This window comes from Streptomyces sp. MnatMP-M17 (assembly GCF_900091995.1).
Taxonomy (GTDB): domain Bacteria; phylum Actinomycetota; class Actinomycetes; order Streptomycetales; family Streptomycetaceae; genus Streptomyces.
Genome location: NZ_FMDK01000022.1, coordinates 1 through 15,080 on the forward strand (window position 1 = coordinate 1; position 15,080 = coordinate 15,080).

A 15,080-nucleotide genomic window follows, 5' to 3' on the forward strand; every position below is an offset into this window, starting at 1 on the left:
GCCCCCCCCCCCCCCGCCGATTCCCGGCGCGGACAGCGAGCGCGTCCATGTGCTGCGCACCTCCGAGGACGCCGACCGGCTGCGCGCCGCCCTGGTCCCGGGGGCCCGACTCCTCGTCGTCGGCGCCGGTCTCGTCGGCGCGGAAAGCGCCTCCACCGCCGTGCGGCTGGGTTGCGCGGTCACCCTCGTCGACCCGGTCGCCGTACCGCTCGCCGCGGCTTTCGGGCCCGAACTCGCCGAGTGGGTGCACGGCCTGCACGCCCGCAACGGCGTCACGGCCCGGCAGACGGTGGTGGAGTCCTTCACCGACCGCGGCGCGGCAGGCGTCGAGGCGCTGCTGGCCGACGGCGGCCCGGCACAGACCTACGACGCCGTCCTGCTGGGCGTCGGCATGGTTCCGCACACCGCACTGGCCGAGCAGGCAGGGCTCGAAGTGGCCCGGGGCATCGTGGTGGACGCCGGCCAGGTGACGTCGAACCCAGCCATCCTGGCCGTGGGGGATCCGGCACGGGCCCGGGGAGCCGACGGTGTGCTCCTGCCACGCGCCGAACACTGGGAGGCAGCGCAGCAGGACGGTGCCCGTGCGGCGGCGAGCATCCTCGGCACGGCACAGCCTGCCCCGACGGCCTCATGGTTCTGGACCGACCGGCACGACAGACACGTCGAGAGTGTGGGACACATGGCGTCCGCGTCCCACACCGTCACCCGCGGTTCCTTCGAGGATCCGTTCTTCTCGGTGTTCGGGCTGCGGGACGGACGCGTGGTCGCCGCGGCCTCCGTCGACGACTCCACCGCCGTCCGTGCGGCTCGCCGCATGATCGACCGCCGCATGCCGGCCGATGCCGGCCGTCTGGCCGACCCGTCCGTCAATCTCCGTTCGTTGCTGCGAGGTTGACATGCCGCACACCGGAACCGCCCAGGCCGCCGCGACGCACAAGGGACCGAACGACACCGTGAGCACGAGCACCTCCCGCGCCGGAGCGCGGGCCGACCACGACACCCACTTCGAGGTCGAGCAGTTCTACTACGAGGAGGCCGACCTCCTCGATGCCGGCCGCTACACCGACTGGCTCGGCCTGCTCGCCGAAGATCTCGACTACTGGATGCCCACACGCACCAATCGGCTGCGCCGCCAGCAGGCTCTGTCCGTGGCCGCCCGGGGCGAGGCGGCCTTCTACGACGAGACCAAGGAGAGCCTGGCCTGGCGCATCCGCCGCTTCGACTCCGGCATGGCCTGGGCCGAGGACCCGCCCTCCCGCACCCGGCATCTGGTCACCAACGTGCTGGTGCGCCACATCGACCCGGAGGAGAACCCCGACTTCGCCGAGGACGATCTTCTGGTGCGCTCCGCGTTCCTCGTCTACCGCAATCGCCTGGAGCGTGAGGAGAACGTGTTCGCCGGCGGCCGCACCGACATCCTGCGCCGCACCCGGGACGGCCTGCGCGTAGCCCGCCGGACGATCCTGCTCGACCAGAACATACTCCAGGCGAAGAACATCTCCACCTTCTTCTAAGCCCGCTTCACCCCTTCCCGATCGGAACCGTTGTGACCGACCTCGAACTCAAGCACCACCGCGTGGCCACCTCGCTCGGCGAGATCGCCGTCGCCGAGACCGGCCAGGGCCCGGTCCTCGTCATGCTGCACGGAGGCGGCCCCGGCGCCTCCGGCGTCAGCAACTACCGCCAGAACCTGCCCGAACTCGCCCGGCACTTCCGCGTCCTGCTGCCCGACCAGCCCGGCTTTGGCGACAGCTATCGGCCCACCGAGCAGGACCTCGACGAGCGGTCCATCACCCAGATCACCGTCGACGCCCTGCACCAGGCCCTGGACTCCCTCGGCATCGGCACCTTCCACCTGCTCGGCAACAGCCTTGGCGGAGCCGCCGCTATCGCCATGGCCCAGCAGCATCCCGAGCGGGTGACCCGGCTGGTGCTGATGGCACCCGGTGGCGGCTGGCTGCCCTTCGGTCCCACCCCCACCGAAGGCCAGAAGGAGATGTTCCGCTACTACAACGGCACCGGTCCCAGCGAGAAGAAAATGGATGCCTTCATCCGCACCATGGTCTTCGACCACAAGCAGTTCGGCGCCGATGTGATCAAGGCCCGCTACGAGGCCTCCCTCGACGACAGTCACATCGCCTTCTACCACCTCTACAACGCGGGTTTCGCTCAGCGCGGCGGCATGGACCCGCTCTGGCGGGACCTGCACAAGATCAAGGCGTCGACCCTGTTGCTGTGGGGCCGCGACGACCGCACCATCACCCTTGACGGCGCCCATCTGATGCTCAAGCAGATCCGCGACGTCCAGCTCCATGTCTTCGGCCGCTGCGGGCACTGGGTACAGCTTGAACGGCGACGCGAGTTCGAGACGCTGGTCACCGGCTTCCTCGCGGAGGAGGCATCGTGAGCGGCGGCTGGCTGGAAGGATACAGCGCGCTGATCACCGGCGGCGGATCGGGCATCGGCCGCGCGGTCGCCGAACGCTTCGTGGCCGAGGGCGCCTCCGTGACCATCATCGGCCGGGACAAGGCACGGCTCGACGAAGTCGCCGAAGCCTCCCGGACGCCCGGGCGTTTCCACACCGTCGCCGCCGACGTGCGTGACTCCGAGGCCCTGCACGCCGCGGTCGCCGCCACCGTGGAGCGCTTCGGCAAGCTGGACACCCTGGTCGCCAACGCCGGCGTGTGGGACTACCAACGCCAACTCACCCGCTTGTCGGCGCAGGAACTCGACACCGCCTTCGACGAGATCTTCTCCATCAACGTCAAGGGCTACGCTCTGGCGGCGCAGGCGGCCTGGCCGGAACTGGTCAAAACGCGCGGCAGCATCGTCATGACGCTGTCCAACGCCTCCTTTTACGTCAACGGCGGCGGCCCGCTCTACACCGCCAGCAAGCACGCCTGCCTCGGCCTGATGAAGGAGCTGGCCTACGAACTCGCTCCCAAGGTCCGCGTCAACGGCGTCGCCTGCGGCGGCATGAACACCGACCTGCGCGGCCCCCAGGCCCTGGACCTGAACGAGCGCTCCCTGTCGGCCTCATTCGCGAAGAAGAGCCCGGGCGCGCCGCCGCCCCCCATCCCCCTGCACGACTCCAGCACCGACCCGCGCGACTTCACCGGTTCGTACGTCCTGCTGGCCGCTCGCGAGCAGAGCGGCCCCATCACGGGCCAGGCGATCTCCGTCGACGGCGGGATCGGCGTCCGTGGCTTCGCCACCGCCGCCGGCGGCGACCACCTCTGAGCTCAACGAGGAGCCCCCGTGACCACGCCCCACCCACACAACTCCGGCCTCACGGTCGACCTGAACCCCGCTGCGGCCGTCGCCCGCAACGCCCGCTACCACGGTGACACTGTCGTTCTCGACTACCCCGGCGGCGACCTCACCTTCCGCGAGCTCGACGACCGGGCCGCACGACTGGCCACCGTGCTCGCCGACGGCGGCGCCCGCGACGGTTCTCGCATCGCCTACCTGGGATTGAACAGCTCCGCCTTCTTCGTCACGATGCTCGCCGCCTTCCGGATCGGCGCACTGTTCGTCCCGGTGAACTTCCGCCTCGCCGACCCCGAACTCGCCAAGGTCCTGAAGAGCAGCACCTGCCAGGTGATCATCTGCGAGGAAGGCCACCGCGCAAGCGTCGACCGGGTACGCCACAAGACCTCCCTGAGCCGCTTCCTCCTGGTCGACGACGACCCAGAAGTACCAGCCGGCACCGCAGAGCACGGCTGGGAACCCTGGGCTGCGCTCATCGCCGACGCCGAACCGACCGTGGCCGTCGTTGCCAAGCACGCCGACGACCCGGCCATCCTGATGTTCACCTCAGGCACCACCGGAACGCCCAAGGGCGTCGTCCTCACCCACGGCAACGCCTGGTGGAACTCGGTGAACGTCGAGCTCCATCTCAACACCCAGCGTGGCGACACCACCTACGCTGCCGCGCCGCTGTTCCACATCGGTGCCCTGAACAGCTTCGCGCTGCGGACCCTCACCCGCGGCGGCACCGTGGTCGTACGCCGGACCTTCGACCCTCAGACGTGCGCCGATGACCTGGTACGTCTGAAGGTCAACTCCGTGTTCGGCGTGCCTCAGATGTTCACCGCCCTCTCCCGGGTCCCTGGCTTCTTCGACAACGACCTGAGTCACCTGCGTGCCGTCGTGGTCGCGGGCGCCCCGGTGCCGCCCTCCCTGGTCGAGCAGTACGCCAGCCGTGGCCTGCTGCTCCAGCAGGCATGGGGACTGACCGAGACCGCACCGTTCGCCACCCATCTCCCCGCCGAACACACCCTCGACAAGATCGGCTCGGCGGGCATCCCCATGCCCTACACCCAGGTCCGGGTCGTCGATGTTCTCACCAATGAGCCCGTCGCCCCGGGCACGCGCGGGGAAATCGTGGTCCGGGGCCCCAATGTGTTCGCCGGTTACTGGGACAACGCCCAGGCGACCGCGGCCGCGTACGACTCCGAGGGGTGGTTCCACTCCGGGGACATCGGCTACCTCGACGACGACGGTTGTCTGTACGTCGTGGATCGCCTCAAAGACATGATCATCAGCGGTGGCGAGAACGTGTACCCCGCCGAGGTGGAGCACGCGCTCGCCACCATGCCGGGTGTGCTGGACGTGGCTGTGGTCGGCGTTCCCGATCCGCAGTGGGGCGAGACCGTCGCCGCGGTGATCGCCGTTGCCGAGGGGTCCCGCATCACGCTGGACGATGTGCGCGACCACGCGGCCCGTCATCTGGCCAGGTACAAGCTGCCGCGCCGTCTGAAGGTCGTGGATGCCGTGCCGCGCAACGGCTCCGGCAAGCTCGACAAACCCGTCATCCGCCAGGTCGCGGCGGAGGAGCAGTGACATGATCCCCGTTCCCCCGATACCCGATCTGCAGCTCGCTCCGCAGTGGCACACCGAACTGCTGCATCGGCGGCGTCACGCGCAGGACATGATCATCGGAAGGGGCGCGGACACGGCTGCCGTCCACGTGGAGCGCTGTGCCGCAGGCCGGCTGCGTGCCAGTTATCCCGTGGGACTCCACGATCTCGAACTCCAAGTTGACGGCTGCGGCATCGAGTTCCTGGCCAATGTGCTGTCCGAGGCTATTGAGGCGGTACCCCTCACCGACCCGCAGTGCCGGCGCCTTGTTCTCGCGGTGCCTGCCGACGAATCATCCCGCGTGGCGGCGGCGGAGGCTGCGGGCTTCCGCTACGTCGTCAACGTCGACCTCGGTGACACCGAACACAGCCTGTTCGCCTGGGAAGCAGCCTGGGTAACCCGAACCGACCCGGACCTCGACCGGGTCCCCGACGCGTGAGATGGCCTGGGGGCGCCTGACCGAGCGCCAAGGCAGGAGCAATGTGGCCGTATCTCCGGCGTGAAACGGTCGGGGCGGCGCCGGTTGCTACGGCAAGGCGACAGGCTGTTTCTACCGAGGGTCCGGAAGGCAGGACCGGTGACCGCATGTTTTGGGCGCAGGGCAGGGTGTCCGGGCCGTCGATGCCTGCGGGAAATGCTCGAAGCGGCCGCCCCCGCCCGGCTCGGCCATCGGGCCTGCGCCCGCCCGGCCTGCCGGGGGCACGCGCCGCGTCCCGCTGAGTCAATTCTCCGAACACCTCAGGTGCAGGACGGGGCATGAGGAGCGTTTCCGCGCCCGATCGCACGCGGACCGCGTGTCAGCTATCGAGCGTTCTTCGGCCGAGCAGCCGGATGGTCTCGACAGGCCCCGTCCTGGCCGATCGCCGGCGGCGCCTCGCTGGGCGATGCCCTCGGCACCCGGCCAGACCGATGCACCTCATGCGGGCCAGAAGCCCTGCCCAACCACTTGCGAACCTTATAAAGATAGTCACAATAGACACTATTCAAGTGGAACTGCTGTCCATCCAGGAGGCGCCGTGAGTCCGGCCAGACGGGACGCCCCCTCGCGCCACATCGTCACAACGCCGCAGCGCGGGCCAGCGTGCCGGCTGTCAAGGTGGCCAGCACAGTCCGCAGGACGGGGGCGAAGTCCATGCGCAGCCCGGCCAGGGAAGGGTCGGCGTCGTAGGCGTCGAGCATGGCGGCGGACGGGCGGGCATGGATCCATACCGCGCCGGCCACCATGATGACCTGAGCGCAGAACACCGCGGCGGCGTCGCCCAGTTCGGGGAGCCAGCGGCGCACCAGTGCAGCCATGGCCTCGACGTTGCCGATTGCTGTCCGCTTCCAGCGGCCGGCCACTTCGGCCGAGACGTTGCGCTCCAGCACGCCGGCCTGCGCGCTGAAGAGGTCGCACAGGACTCGGCGCTCCTCCAGGGATCGAGCAAGGACGTCGGCGAGCCGATCACCGCGATCCCCAACGGCAGCGCCCGAGTCGATTTCGGGGGCCACCGACTCAGGCAGATCGTCTATCCACTGCTTCCATGCGCGGTCCAACAGCTCCAGCAAGATGGCTTCGCGCGATTCGAAGTAGCGCAGCACGTTGGATTTAGCCAGTCCGACACGTCGGCTCAGTTCGTTGAGACTGACCTCGCCGACCGGCATCTCGTCAAGCATCGCGGCCGTGATGTCAAGGATCGCTCGCCTCCGGAGCTCACGCTGCCCCTCGCTGCGAGCACGCTGAAAGGTCGACATCCCTCCATACTACAGACCTCCGGTCTTTTGACATTAGACCAGCAGTACCTTACGTTCCCCCCAAGAGCCCGATGGTCTGTTAATACCTTCGGGGAACCTCCCTCAAGAGATGGAAATCCTCATGTCCAAGGTCTGGTTTGTCACTGGCAGCTCGCGCGGCCTGGGCCGTGCGATCGTCGAGGCAGCAGTGGAGGCCGGCGACCAGGTGGTCGCCACCGCCCGTAAGCCCGCCCAGCTCAACGACCTCGTCGCCCGCTACGGCGACCGCATCCGCCCCGTTGCCCTCGATGTCAACGACTACGAGAACATCCTCCAGGCCGTGCAGCAGGGCACGGAAGCCTTCGGCCGCCTCGATGTCGTGGTCAATAACGCCGGCTACGGCAACCTCGCCGCCGTCGAAGACATCTCGGTCGACGACTTCCGTGCTCAGGTCGAGACCAACTTTTTCGGCGTCGCGCTGGTCTCCAAGGCCGTCCTGCCCCTCCTGCGCCAGCAGGGCTCCGGACACATCATCCAGGTCTCCTCGGTCGGCGGCAGGATCGGTTCCGTGGGCCTGTCCGCCTACCAGAGCGCGAAGTGGGCCGTCGGCGGCTTCTCCACCGTCCTCTCCCAGGAGGTCGCCCCTCTGGGCATCAAGGTCACTGTCATCGAGCCGGGCGGCATGCGCACCGACTGGGCCGGCTCGTCCATGAGCATCCCGCCGGTCAGCGAGCCCTACCAGCCCACCGTCGGCGCCTTCGCCGACATGCTCAGGAACGCCTCTGGCATAGAGGCCTCCGATCCGGCCAAGGTCGCCCAGGTGGTTCATGAGATCGCCGGTCGCGAGGACGCCCCGCTGCGGCTCCTGATCGGCGCAGACGCCTACCAGTACGCGACGGGCTTTGCGCAGGCCCTCGCCAACACCGACGCGGAGTGGCGGAACGTGACCGAGTCCGTCTCCGCCTAGCAGATCAGGGTCAGTAGGCCGATCCCATCCGAGCCACACAGTCATCAGCCATACCCAGAGGTCCTGGTCTCCGCTGATCTTACGAATGATCATTTCGAACCCACCCGAAAGGTAGGGCACAGCCATGTCCCGAGACAGAGAATTCGAGAACAAGGTCGCCATAGTCACCGGCGCCGGCACCGGTATGGGCGCGGCCACCGCCATTCTTCTCGCCGAGCGCGGTGCCAAGGTGGCCCTGGTGGGTCGCCGCGAAACGCCGCTGCACGAGGTGGCGGCCGCCGTCACCAAGGTCGGCAGTGAGGCCATCTGCATCCCCGCGGACGTGTCCGACAGTGACGCCATGCAGCATGCCGTCACTGCCACTGTGGACAGCTTCGGCGCCCTGCACTTCGCGGTGAACAACGCGGGCATAAGCAGCGAGCACCGCGACCTCCCCGACCTGCCCAACGACGTGTGGGACAACACGATCGCCACCAACCTGTCCTCCATCTACTACGGCATGAAGGCTGAGCTGCCTGCCATCGAAGCCTCTGGCGGCGGGGCGATCGTCAACGTCTCCAGTGTCTACGCCGACCGCGGTCTGCCGTTCCGGGCCGCCTACTCGGCATCCAAGCACGGCATCCGCGGCATCACCCGCTCCGCCGCCAACGACTGGGCTGCTCGCGGAGTGCGGATCAACGAGCTCCAGCCCGGCGTCATCGCCACCCCGATGCTCGCCGCCGCGACCCAGCAGGAGACGGAAGCCACGGCGGCCATCATCGCCGCCAAGCGCCTGGGCGAACCCCGGGAGATCGCCACAGCAGTCGCTTTCCTTCTGTCGGATGACGCCTCGTACATCACTGGCGCCCACCTGGCCGTAGACGGCGGCTTCCTCACCTGATGCCGGCGCTCGGCCGTTCGTGACGCGCCCTTCGGCGCGGAGCTTTTCGAAGACCTTGACGGCATCCGCCAATTGCCCGAGAGCCCGCCCCGCAGGGGGCTGGTGTTCGGGAGCCCCGTGATCCTCGCGCCCACAGCAACTGACGATCTCAGCCGTGGGCGCGAGCTTCTATCTGATGAGCGACGGGCGGTCACGGAACTGCCGGCAGCCCGCGGGGCAACCAGCGATGTGCCCGCAGAGCTGGCCGCCGCCCCGGACCAGGTACGTGGTCCGGTACAGGGGAAGCCCGCAGGGCCGGGCGGACGGGCATGCTTCGGGCAGCACCCGTCCGCCCCGAAGACGGCCTTGGAACACAGTCCGCGGACGCCCACGTATGGGGGGCGTCCGCGTTCCGCTTTCAACTTTCAGCTCCTGCCTTCGGCAAGCCGGTTGATGATATGGATGGCCGCCTCGAGCGTCTCACGCTCCGTCTCGGTCACGTCGTCACGGAGCGCAGAGGCAAGCCAGGCGTCTCGGGTCGCCTTCACTTCACGGCTGATTTCCTCCCCCTCCGGGGTCGCGATGAGCAGCACCTTGCGCCCGTCCTCGGGATCCCGTTCGGTGCGCACGAGACCGTCCTTGCGCAGCGCTGTAAGGATCTCGGACATTGACTGCTGACGCACGTTCTCCGCCTTGGCCAGCTCACTGGCCGTCACCGGACCGTTCTCGATGATGCGAGTCAGCGTGGCCAGCTGAGCCCAACTCCAGCGCCCCGTCCACCGGCCGGCCTGGGAACTGGTCTCGGTCCGCAGACGCGCCCTCAGTCTTGTCATGGCCATTGCCAGACCGGATGCCAGGGCGGACGCCTGGGCTGCAGCGTCCCCCTCCTCGATGCTCATAAGCGCAAAGTTACCGGCGACCACGACCGCTCCACCGAGACCCCCATATACACAGGCTATCTGTTCAGATAGCCTGTGTAATACCAAATGGAAGGTCTGCCTACCGGTCCGGTGAAAGGATCTGTGACCTCGTGAGCACGACCCGCGCACGTGAGAAGCCAGCAGATGTGCCACCGACCGAATCGCCCTTCACCTGGAGATTCGTAACCCCCCTGCTGATGGGATCCACCCTCAACCCGATCAACAGCAGCATCATCGCCACAGCATTGGTCCCGATCGCCCAGGCCGTCGACATCTCCACCGGTCGCACCACCGTCCTCGTCGCTGTCCTGTACGTGGCCAGTGCGATCGCCCAGCCGACGATGGGCAAGCTCGCCGCCTGCTTCGGTGCTCGTCGTGTATTCCTCACCGGCATCCTCCTGGTCCTGGCCGGTGGCATCATCGGCAGCGCCGCGGCGAACCTGACGATGCTGATCGTGGCCCGCGTCATCATCGGTGTGGGCACGTCCGCCGGATATCCCTGTGCCATGCTTCTGATCCGGGCGCGCGCGGACCAGGCGGGCGTGAACGCCCCGGGCAGCGTGCTCGGCAACCTGACCCTGGCCGCCCAGATCACAGCCGCCCTCGGTCTGCCCCTTGGCGGACTGCTGGTCGAGGCAGCCGACTGGCAGGTCACCTTCGCGATCAACATCCCGCTCGCTCTCATCACATTGGCCATGGCCTGGCGCTGGATCCCCAGGGACGCACGCGGCGGAGCACAGCGCAAACTGCGGGCCGTCGCCTCGGACACCGACCCGGCCGGGATCCTCCTGTTCGGTGGGGCGTTCACCGCGCTGCTCATCTTCCTGATGGGCCTCCAGCACCCGAGCTGGATCGCCCTGGGTGTCGCCCTCGTCCTGTTCGCAGCCCTGATCGGCTGGGAACGACATGCCACGGCCCCCCTCATCGATGTCCGCATGCTGGTGGCCAACCGGTCCCTCGGCCTCACCTACCTGCGCACGGTCGTCAGCATGTTCGGCGCCTACTGCCTGATGTACGGGCTCACCCAGTGGCTCCAGGAAGGCAAGGGCCTGTCCGCCATCGTCACGGGCCTCGTCATGCTGCCGATATCGGCGGTCGCGGTCGTCGTCTCGCGGCCAGTCTCCCGGCGGAACCTGATACGCCGCCCGCTGATCGCTGCCTCGGTGATCGCCCTCGGGGTGGGCTTCGCTCTGCGCTGGGCGAATATCCACACACCGCTGGTGCCGATCATATTCATCATGATCGCCTTCGGTTTCAGCTTCGCGCTGTCCGCTCTCGGCAACCAAGCGGCTCTGTATGCCCAGGCCCCCGCTGACCAGATCGGCACTGCGGCCGGGCTCCTGCGTACCTTTACCTACTCAGGCGCGATTCTCTCCTCCAGTCTCATCAGCCTCACCTACGCACATGCGGTCAATACGGCCGGCCTGCACACCATTGCGAATCTCCTGGTCGCGACCAGTCTCGTCGGCGCTGTGCTGGCTGTCGCCGACCGCCGCCTTCCGCATCGAATCACCGCCGGCTCCTGATCAGGCGGTGTCTGGGATCCGATAGCGTCCGACGTTCCGGCGCGCGTGCGGTGGTCGGGTGTCTCGGCCTGCTCCTCGCGGGTCTCGTCACCACTGCCGCGCAGAAGGGAACGGGCAAGGCTGCTGCCTCCGCTTTCGAGCGGCACGCTCAGCCATATGCGGTATAGCCCTGCGGTGGTCCCCCTTTGGGAGCAGCATGGAGGTACCAGTGCTGGTCGGCGTGCGATGGACGCAGTGCGCGTGCGTCTGGACGCTGGATATGCGGGGAGACGAAAGGCGATGGAAGAGCAGCGCGTCCCTGGCATCGAGTGGCCGGACTTCTCAGACGACGGCACAGATACGGCGAGGGCGGCCGTGGACGAACACGGCGTCGTCACTCTGTGGAACGAGGGAGCCCGAAAGCTACTGGGGTATCCGGCGGCTGAGATCCTCGGCAGCTCAGCGGTCTCCCTCCTGGACGAAGAGGTCCCCGCGGAGGCATTGCCGACGCTTCAGGGCTGGGCCAGATGGCACGGCAGCCTGGCGTTGCGTCACCGGGACGGTCACCGAGTAGTGGTGAAGGTCCTCGCCCACCGCTATGTCGAGGACGGCCACAGCCTCGGCTGGCTCCTGGTCTGCCCCCTCACTCGTACTGGTGTCGAGCCGGAGGATCATGCACTGATGGTGCAGAGCTACGAGCAGTCGCCGTGCTCCATGGCGGTGTTCGACACGGATCTGCGCCTGCGTCGAGCCAACAGCTCCGCGGAGCGCACCATGAATCTCACGGAGGCTGATCTGCGCGGACTGCGAAGCGCGGATTTCCTCCCCTTCGCTTCCGAAGTCGCCGAAGTCGGGCAGGCCATGGCCAGGGTGAGGGACACCGGGGAGCCTCAGTGTCTCGAGAACTACCTCCGGGTCCCGGGCGAGACACGCAAGCACGCTTGGTCCAACCACATGTACCCGCTGCAGGACGAGAACGGTTGTGTTCGGGGAGTCGCTATCACCGCGCACGACATAACCACGCAGCACTGGGCGCATAAACGGCTGCAAATACTGAACGCCGCCAGCGCCCATATCGGCAGCACCTTGGACGTGGCCCAGACGGCCCAGGAACTTGCAGACGTGGCCATCCCGGAGTTCGCGGACTTCGTCAGTGTTGACCTGCTCGAGTCCGTGGTCCGTGGTGAGGAGCCGGCTCCTGGATCGATCAGCGGATCCATCGCCTTCCGTCGAGTTGCCATGAAGTCCGTCCTGGAGGGCTGTCCCGAGTCGACACGCAAACCAGGCGAAGCAGGCTTCCACCCGGAGTACTCGCTCGCGGCACGGGCGGTGACTGCCGGCGAGGTAGTCCAGCGCTCATCCACCGATCCTGAGTTCGCGAGGTGGCTGGCCGAGTTCCCCGGCTGCGCCCGAAAGGTCGGCGAATTCGCGATCCATTCGGTGCTTGCGGCGCCCCTGCGGGCCCGGGGAACCGTTCTGGGTGTAGCCGTGTTTGCCCGACACAGGAGTCCGGAGGGCTACGACGAGTACGATCTCCTGCTTGCGGAAGAACTGACCGGCCGGGCTGCGGTCTGTGTGGACAACGCACGCCGGTATACCCGCGAGCGCGAAACGGCAGTGGCCTTGCAGCGGTCGCTGCTGCCCCAGCGGCCCCCTGTCCAAGCCGCGATTGACGTTGCCTTTCGCTACCTGCCCAGCGACGTCCTGGCTGGTGTGGGCGGTGATTGGTTCGACGTCATCCCTCTGTCCAGCGCCAGAGTGGCGCTGGTCGTGGGCGACGTGATGGGGCACGGGATCCATGCTTCGGCCAGCATGGGACGGTTGCGCACCGCGGTGCGCACTCTCGCCGACATGGATCTGCCCCCGGATGAACTGCTCACCCACCTCGACGACCTCGTTGTCCGCCATTCGACGGAAGCAAGCGCTGGCGACGCCTCACAGTACGACCCGGCTGCGGAGGCCGCCGGAGGCTTCGGTGCCACCTGCCTGTACGTCGTCTACGATCCCGTTTCCCGGGTGTGCACGCTGGCCCGTGCTGGGCACCCCGGCCCCGCCCTGGTGAGACCCGATCGCACCGTCGAGTTCCTCGATGTGCCGGCGGGTCCTCCCCTCGGCTTGGGCGGCCTGCCGTTCGAAGCGACTCAACTCACCCTGCCTGAGGGCGCTCTGCTCGCCCTCTACACCGACGGCTTGATCGAATCACGCGACAGGGACATGGACTGGGGAATCGCCCAGCTTCGCAACGCTCTTGCCCAGCCTGCAACTTCCTTGGACAACGTCTGTGACACCATCCTCGGTGCTCTGCCGGAACACCACTTTGACGACATCGCTCTCGTCGTGGCCCGCACCCATGCGCTCGGCGCCCAGCATGTTGCCACCGTGGATGTTCCTCCCGACCCGGCCGCGGTCGCTGACGCGCGCGCGTTTGCCGCGGAGCGGCTCGCCGCGTGGAATCTGGAGGAGACGGCTTTCGTCACGGAACTGGTAGTCAGTGAGCTCGTCACGAACGCGATCCGTTACGCCGATCCACCCATCCACCTGCGTCTGATTCGCGACAGGAACCTGATCTGTGAGGTTACCGACGCCAGCACCACTGCTCCCCATCTGCGTCGTGCTCGCGTCTACGACGAGGGAGGCCGTGGTCTGCTGCTGGTGGCCCAGTTGACTTCTTCCTGGGGCACTCGCTATTCGGCAACCGGCAAGACGATATGGGCGGAACAGGTGCTGTCCCAGCCCTGCCTGCCCTGAGGGTACGGCCTGCTGCTCGCGTCTTTCCTCGCTCGCCGTTGTCCTCGCTGGAACCATGTGGCCGGCGATCGCCCGGCCGTCGGGGGCCAGGTCGATTTCGATCGTGGCGTCGATGGTGATCTGCAAGCCGCCGGGGATGTCCTCGACCTCGGCAAGGCGCGCCACAAGCCGGACGCGGGAGCCCACCTTGACCGGTGCGGGGAAGCGGACCTTGTTCAGGCCGTAGTCAACCTTCGTCGTCACGCCCTGGACGTCCAGCAGTTCGGTGAACAGCGGGATGGACACGGAGAGAGTCAGGTAGCCGTGGGCGATCGGCGCGCCGAAGGGCCTGCCGCGGCGCGCCCAGGGTCGGTGTGGATCCAACAGGCGCCAAGACGCCCCTCTCCTCCTTGTGCGCCCGTCCGCAGATCCGCTTGTGGGCGGTGGGGACGTTGGGCCTGCAGGCCCTGCACGACCCGAGAGTGGGCCGTCTCAGAGCGAACACGTGCCGCCGGGGCCGACCCTCACGACGCGCATTCGGCCAGGGTGACGCCGGTGAGCCGCTCGGATTCGGTCCAGAGCCGGGCGTTAGCAGCCTTGTCAAGCGCACGCCGGGTGGGGCGGACCTTGCCCGCTGGGCCGACCAGGCCCATCCGGCCGGTCGGGCCGAAGTAGCCGCCGGCGGTGACATCCGGGCTCGTCGCGGCATAGAGCTCCGGCTCGGCGCCCTGCTCGACCTCCTGGGTCGGGAAGATGTCGAAGCGTGCGAACCAGGGGCGGGCGGTCTTGTCCTGGCCGAGACTCGCCCCGGCCGTCTGCAGGTTGGTCCGCGTGGAGCCGGGGTGCGCGGCGACACTGAGCAGGTCCCAGTGATGCTCGGCCGCGACGGCCGCGAGCTGCTGGGTGAACATCAGGTCGGCCAGTTTCGACTGCCCGTAGGACATCATGGGGCTGTAGCGGCGGCGCTCCCACTGGAGGTCGTCGAAGTCGATCCGGCCGAAGTTCGCTGTGCCGCTGCTCATCGTCACGACCCGCGGGTGGTCGGCGGCCAGCAGGAGCGGCAGCAAGCGCAAGGTCAGCGCAAAGGGGCCGAGATAGTTGCTGCCCAACTGAAGCTCGAAGCCATCGGCGGTTGTCATCCGCTTCGAGGGGGCCATCACGCCCGCGTTGTTCACAAGCAGGTCAAGCGGGGTACCGCTTGCGATCAGGCTGTTGGCGAAGTCATGCACCGACGCCAGATCGGCGAGGTCAAGGCGGCGGACCTCCAGCTTCGCCTCGGGGTGGCGCGCGAGGATGTCAGCCCTGGCTTGCTCGCCCTTGGCGGGAGTACGCACAGCGAGGACAACGTGTGCGCCGGCCTCGGCGAGGCGGCGAGTGGTCTCCTTGCCGGTGCCGCTGTTAGCGCCGGTCACCACAGCGAACTTTCCGGACTGGTCAGGGACGGTGTACATCGAATCTCCTTAGAGACTGCCGGTCTGTTATGCCCAACATAACAGACCGGCAGTCTCTAGAACAAGAGACTGGCG

The 15,080-nt window shown here is 67.7% G+C and carries 13 protein-coding genes and 1 pseudogene; 10 read left to right on the forward strand and 4 right to left on the reverse strand.

The genetic code is table 11. The annotated features are described in order from the left end of the window. The 6 genes from GA0115259_RS01290 to GA0115259_RS01315 all read left to right on the forward strand — a co-directional run. On the forward strand, positions 1-895 hold an 895-nt coding region (locus tag GA0115259_RS01290), incomplete at its 5' end, for an NAD(P)/FAD-dependent oxidoreductase (protein WP_107469125.1). Position 896: 1 nt separating this feature from the next. Beyond that, the gene (locus tag GA0115259_RS01295) at positions 897-1,514 is read left to right on the forward strand and encodes a 3-phenylpropionate/cinnamic acid dioxygenase subunit beta (RefSeq protein WP_093589533.1); all 618 of its coding nucleotides are present in this window, start codon (positions 897-899) and stop codon (positions 1,512-1,514) included. Between the two features lie 32 nt (positions 1,515-1,546). Then, on the forward strand, positions 1,547-2,407 hold the full coding sequence (locus GA0115259_RS01300) for an alpha/beta fold hydrolase (RefSeq protein WP_256097869.1): 861 nt from the start codon (positions 1,547-1,549) through the stop codon (positions 2,405-2,407). Then, on the forward strand, positions 2,404-3,240 hold the full coding sequence (gene hcaB, locus GA0115259_RS01305; protein ID WP_093589536.1) for a 3-(cis-5,6-dihydroxycyclohexa-1,3-dien-1-yl)propanoate dehydrogenase: 837 nt from the start codon (positions 2,404-2,406) through the stop codon (positions 3,238-3,240). Before GA0115259_RS01300 ends, hcaB begins: the two co-directional genes overlap by 4 nt. 18 nt (positions 3,241-3,258) lie before the next feature. Beyond that, a complete protein-coding gene (locus tag GA0115259_RS01310) occupies positions 3,259-4,845 on the forward strand; it encodes an acyl-CoA synthetase (protein WP_093589539.1) in 1,587 nt (528 codons plus the stop codon). Between the two features lies 1 nt (position 4,846). Then, positions 4,847-5,302 (forward strand): hypothetical protein, encoded by a 456-nt coding sequence (locus tag GA0115259_RS01315; RefSeq protein ID WP_093589542.1) that lies wholly within the window; start codon positions 4,847-4,849, stop codon positions 5,300-5,302. A 617-nt stretch (positions 5,303-5,919) separates the two neighbouring features. Here the strand turns inward: GA0115259_RS01315 and GA0115259_RS01320 are convergent. Next, entirely contained in the window at positions 5,920-6,597 is a 678-nt protein-coding gene (locus GA0115259_RS01320; RefSeq protein ID WP_093589545.1) for a TetR/AcrR family transcriptional regulator, read from the reverse strand. Positions 6,598-6,718: 121 nt separating this feature from the next. On the opposite strand from GA0115259_RS01320, the gene GA0115259_RS01325 reads away from it, so the two are divergent. Further along, entirely contained in the window at positions 6,719-7,543 is an 825-nt protein-coding gene (locus tag GA0115259_RS01325; protein WP_093589548.1) for an SDR family NAD(P)-dependent oxidoreductase, read from the forward strand. Positions 7,544-7,667: 124 nt separating this feature from the next. Next, the gene (locus GA0115259_RS01330) at positions 7,668-8,423 is read left to right on the forward strand and encodes an SDR family NAD(P)-dependent oxidoreductase (protein WP_093589551.1); all 756 of its coding nucleotides are present in this window, start codon (positions 7,668-7,670) and stop codon (positions 8,421-8,423) included. 404 nt (positions 8,424-8,827) lie between these two features. Here GA0115259_RS01330 and GA0115259_RS01335 read toward each other — a convergent pair whose 3' ends face one another. Further along, a complete protein-coding gene (locus tag GA0115259_RS01335) occupies positions 8,828-9,301 on the reverse strand; it encodes a MarR family winged helix-turn-helix transcriptional regulator (protein WP_141716414.1) in 474 nt (157 codons plus the stop codon). A gap of 131 nt (positions 9,302-9,432) precedes the next feature. On the opposite strand from GA0115259_RS01335, the gene GA0115259_RS01340 reads away from it, so the two are divergent. Together GA0115259_RS01340 and GA0115259_RS01345 are read left to right on the forward strand one after the other, a co-directional pair. Continuing rightward, complete coding sequence (locus GA0115259_RS01340) at positions 9,433-10,848, forward strand: MFS transporter (protein ID WP_256097870.1); 1,416 nt, start codon at positions 9,433-9,435, stop codon at positions 10,846-10,848. 279 nt (positions 10,849-11,127) lie between these two features. Then, on the forward strand, positions 11,128-13,575 hold the full coding sequence (locus GA0115259_RS01345) for a SpoIIE family protein phosphatase (protein WP_093589560.1): 2,448 nt from the start codon (positions 11,128-11,130) through the stop codon (positions 13,573-13,575). A 90-nt stretch (positions 13,576-13,665) separates the two neighbouring features. Here the strand turns inward: GA0115259_RS01345 and GA0115259_RS42650 are convergent. Both GA0115259_RS42650 and GA0115259_RS01355 read right to left on the reverse strand, forming a co-directional pair. Then, positions 13,666-13,937 (reverse strand): annotated as a pseudogene (locus GA0115259_RS42650) (MaoC/PaaZ C-terminal domain-containing protein); the annotation flags it as partial. Between the two features lie 141 nt (positions 13,938-14,078). Then, positions 14,079-15,005 carry an SDR family oxidoreductase gene (locus GA0115259_RS01355; RefSeq protein WP_093589563.1) on the reverse strand — a complete coding sequence of 309 codons (927 nt, stop codon included), beginning with the start codon at positions 15,003-15,005 and terminating at the stop codon, positions 14,079-14,081. Positions 15,006-15,080: the final 75 nt, after the last annotated feature.

Coding starts and splice junctions, on each gene's coding strand:
- GA0115259_RS01325 (WP_093589548.1), top strand. CDS start 6,719: ATGTCCAAGGTCTGGTTTGTCACTGGCAGCTCGCGCGGCCTGGGCCGT.
- GA0115259_RS01335 (WP_141716414.1), bottom strand. CDS start 9,301: ATGAGCATCGAGGAGGGGGACGCTGCAGCCCAGGCGTCCGCCCTGGCA.
- GA0115259_RS01320 (WP_093589545.1), bottom strand. CDS start 6,597: ATGTCGACCTTTCAGCGTGCTCGCAGCGAGGGGCAGCGTGAGCTCCGG.
- GA0115259_RS01345 (WP_093589560.1), top strand. CDS start 11,128: ATGGAAGAGCAGCGCGTCCCTGGCATCGAGTGGCCGGACTTCTCAGAC.
- GA0115259_RS01315 (WP_093589542.1), top strand. CDS start 4,847: ATGATCCCCGTTCCCCCGATACCCGATCTGCAGCTCGCTCCGCAGTGG.
- GA0115259_RS01330 (WP_093589551.1), top strand. CDS start 7,668: ATGTCCCGAGACAGAGAATTCGAGAACAAGGTCGCCATAGTCACCGGC.
- GA0115259_RS01355 (WP_093589563.1), bottom strand. CDS start 15,005: ATGTACACCGTCCCTGACCAGTCCGGAAAGTTCGCTGTGGTGACCGGC.
- GA0115259_RS01295 (WP_093589533.1), top strand. CDS start 897: ATGCCGCACACCGGAACCGCCCAGGCCGCCGCGACGCACAAGGGACCG.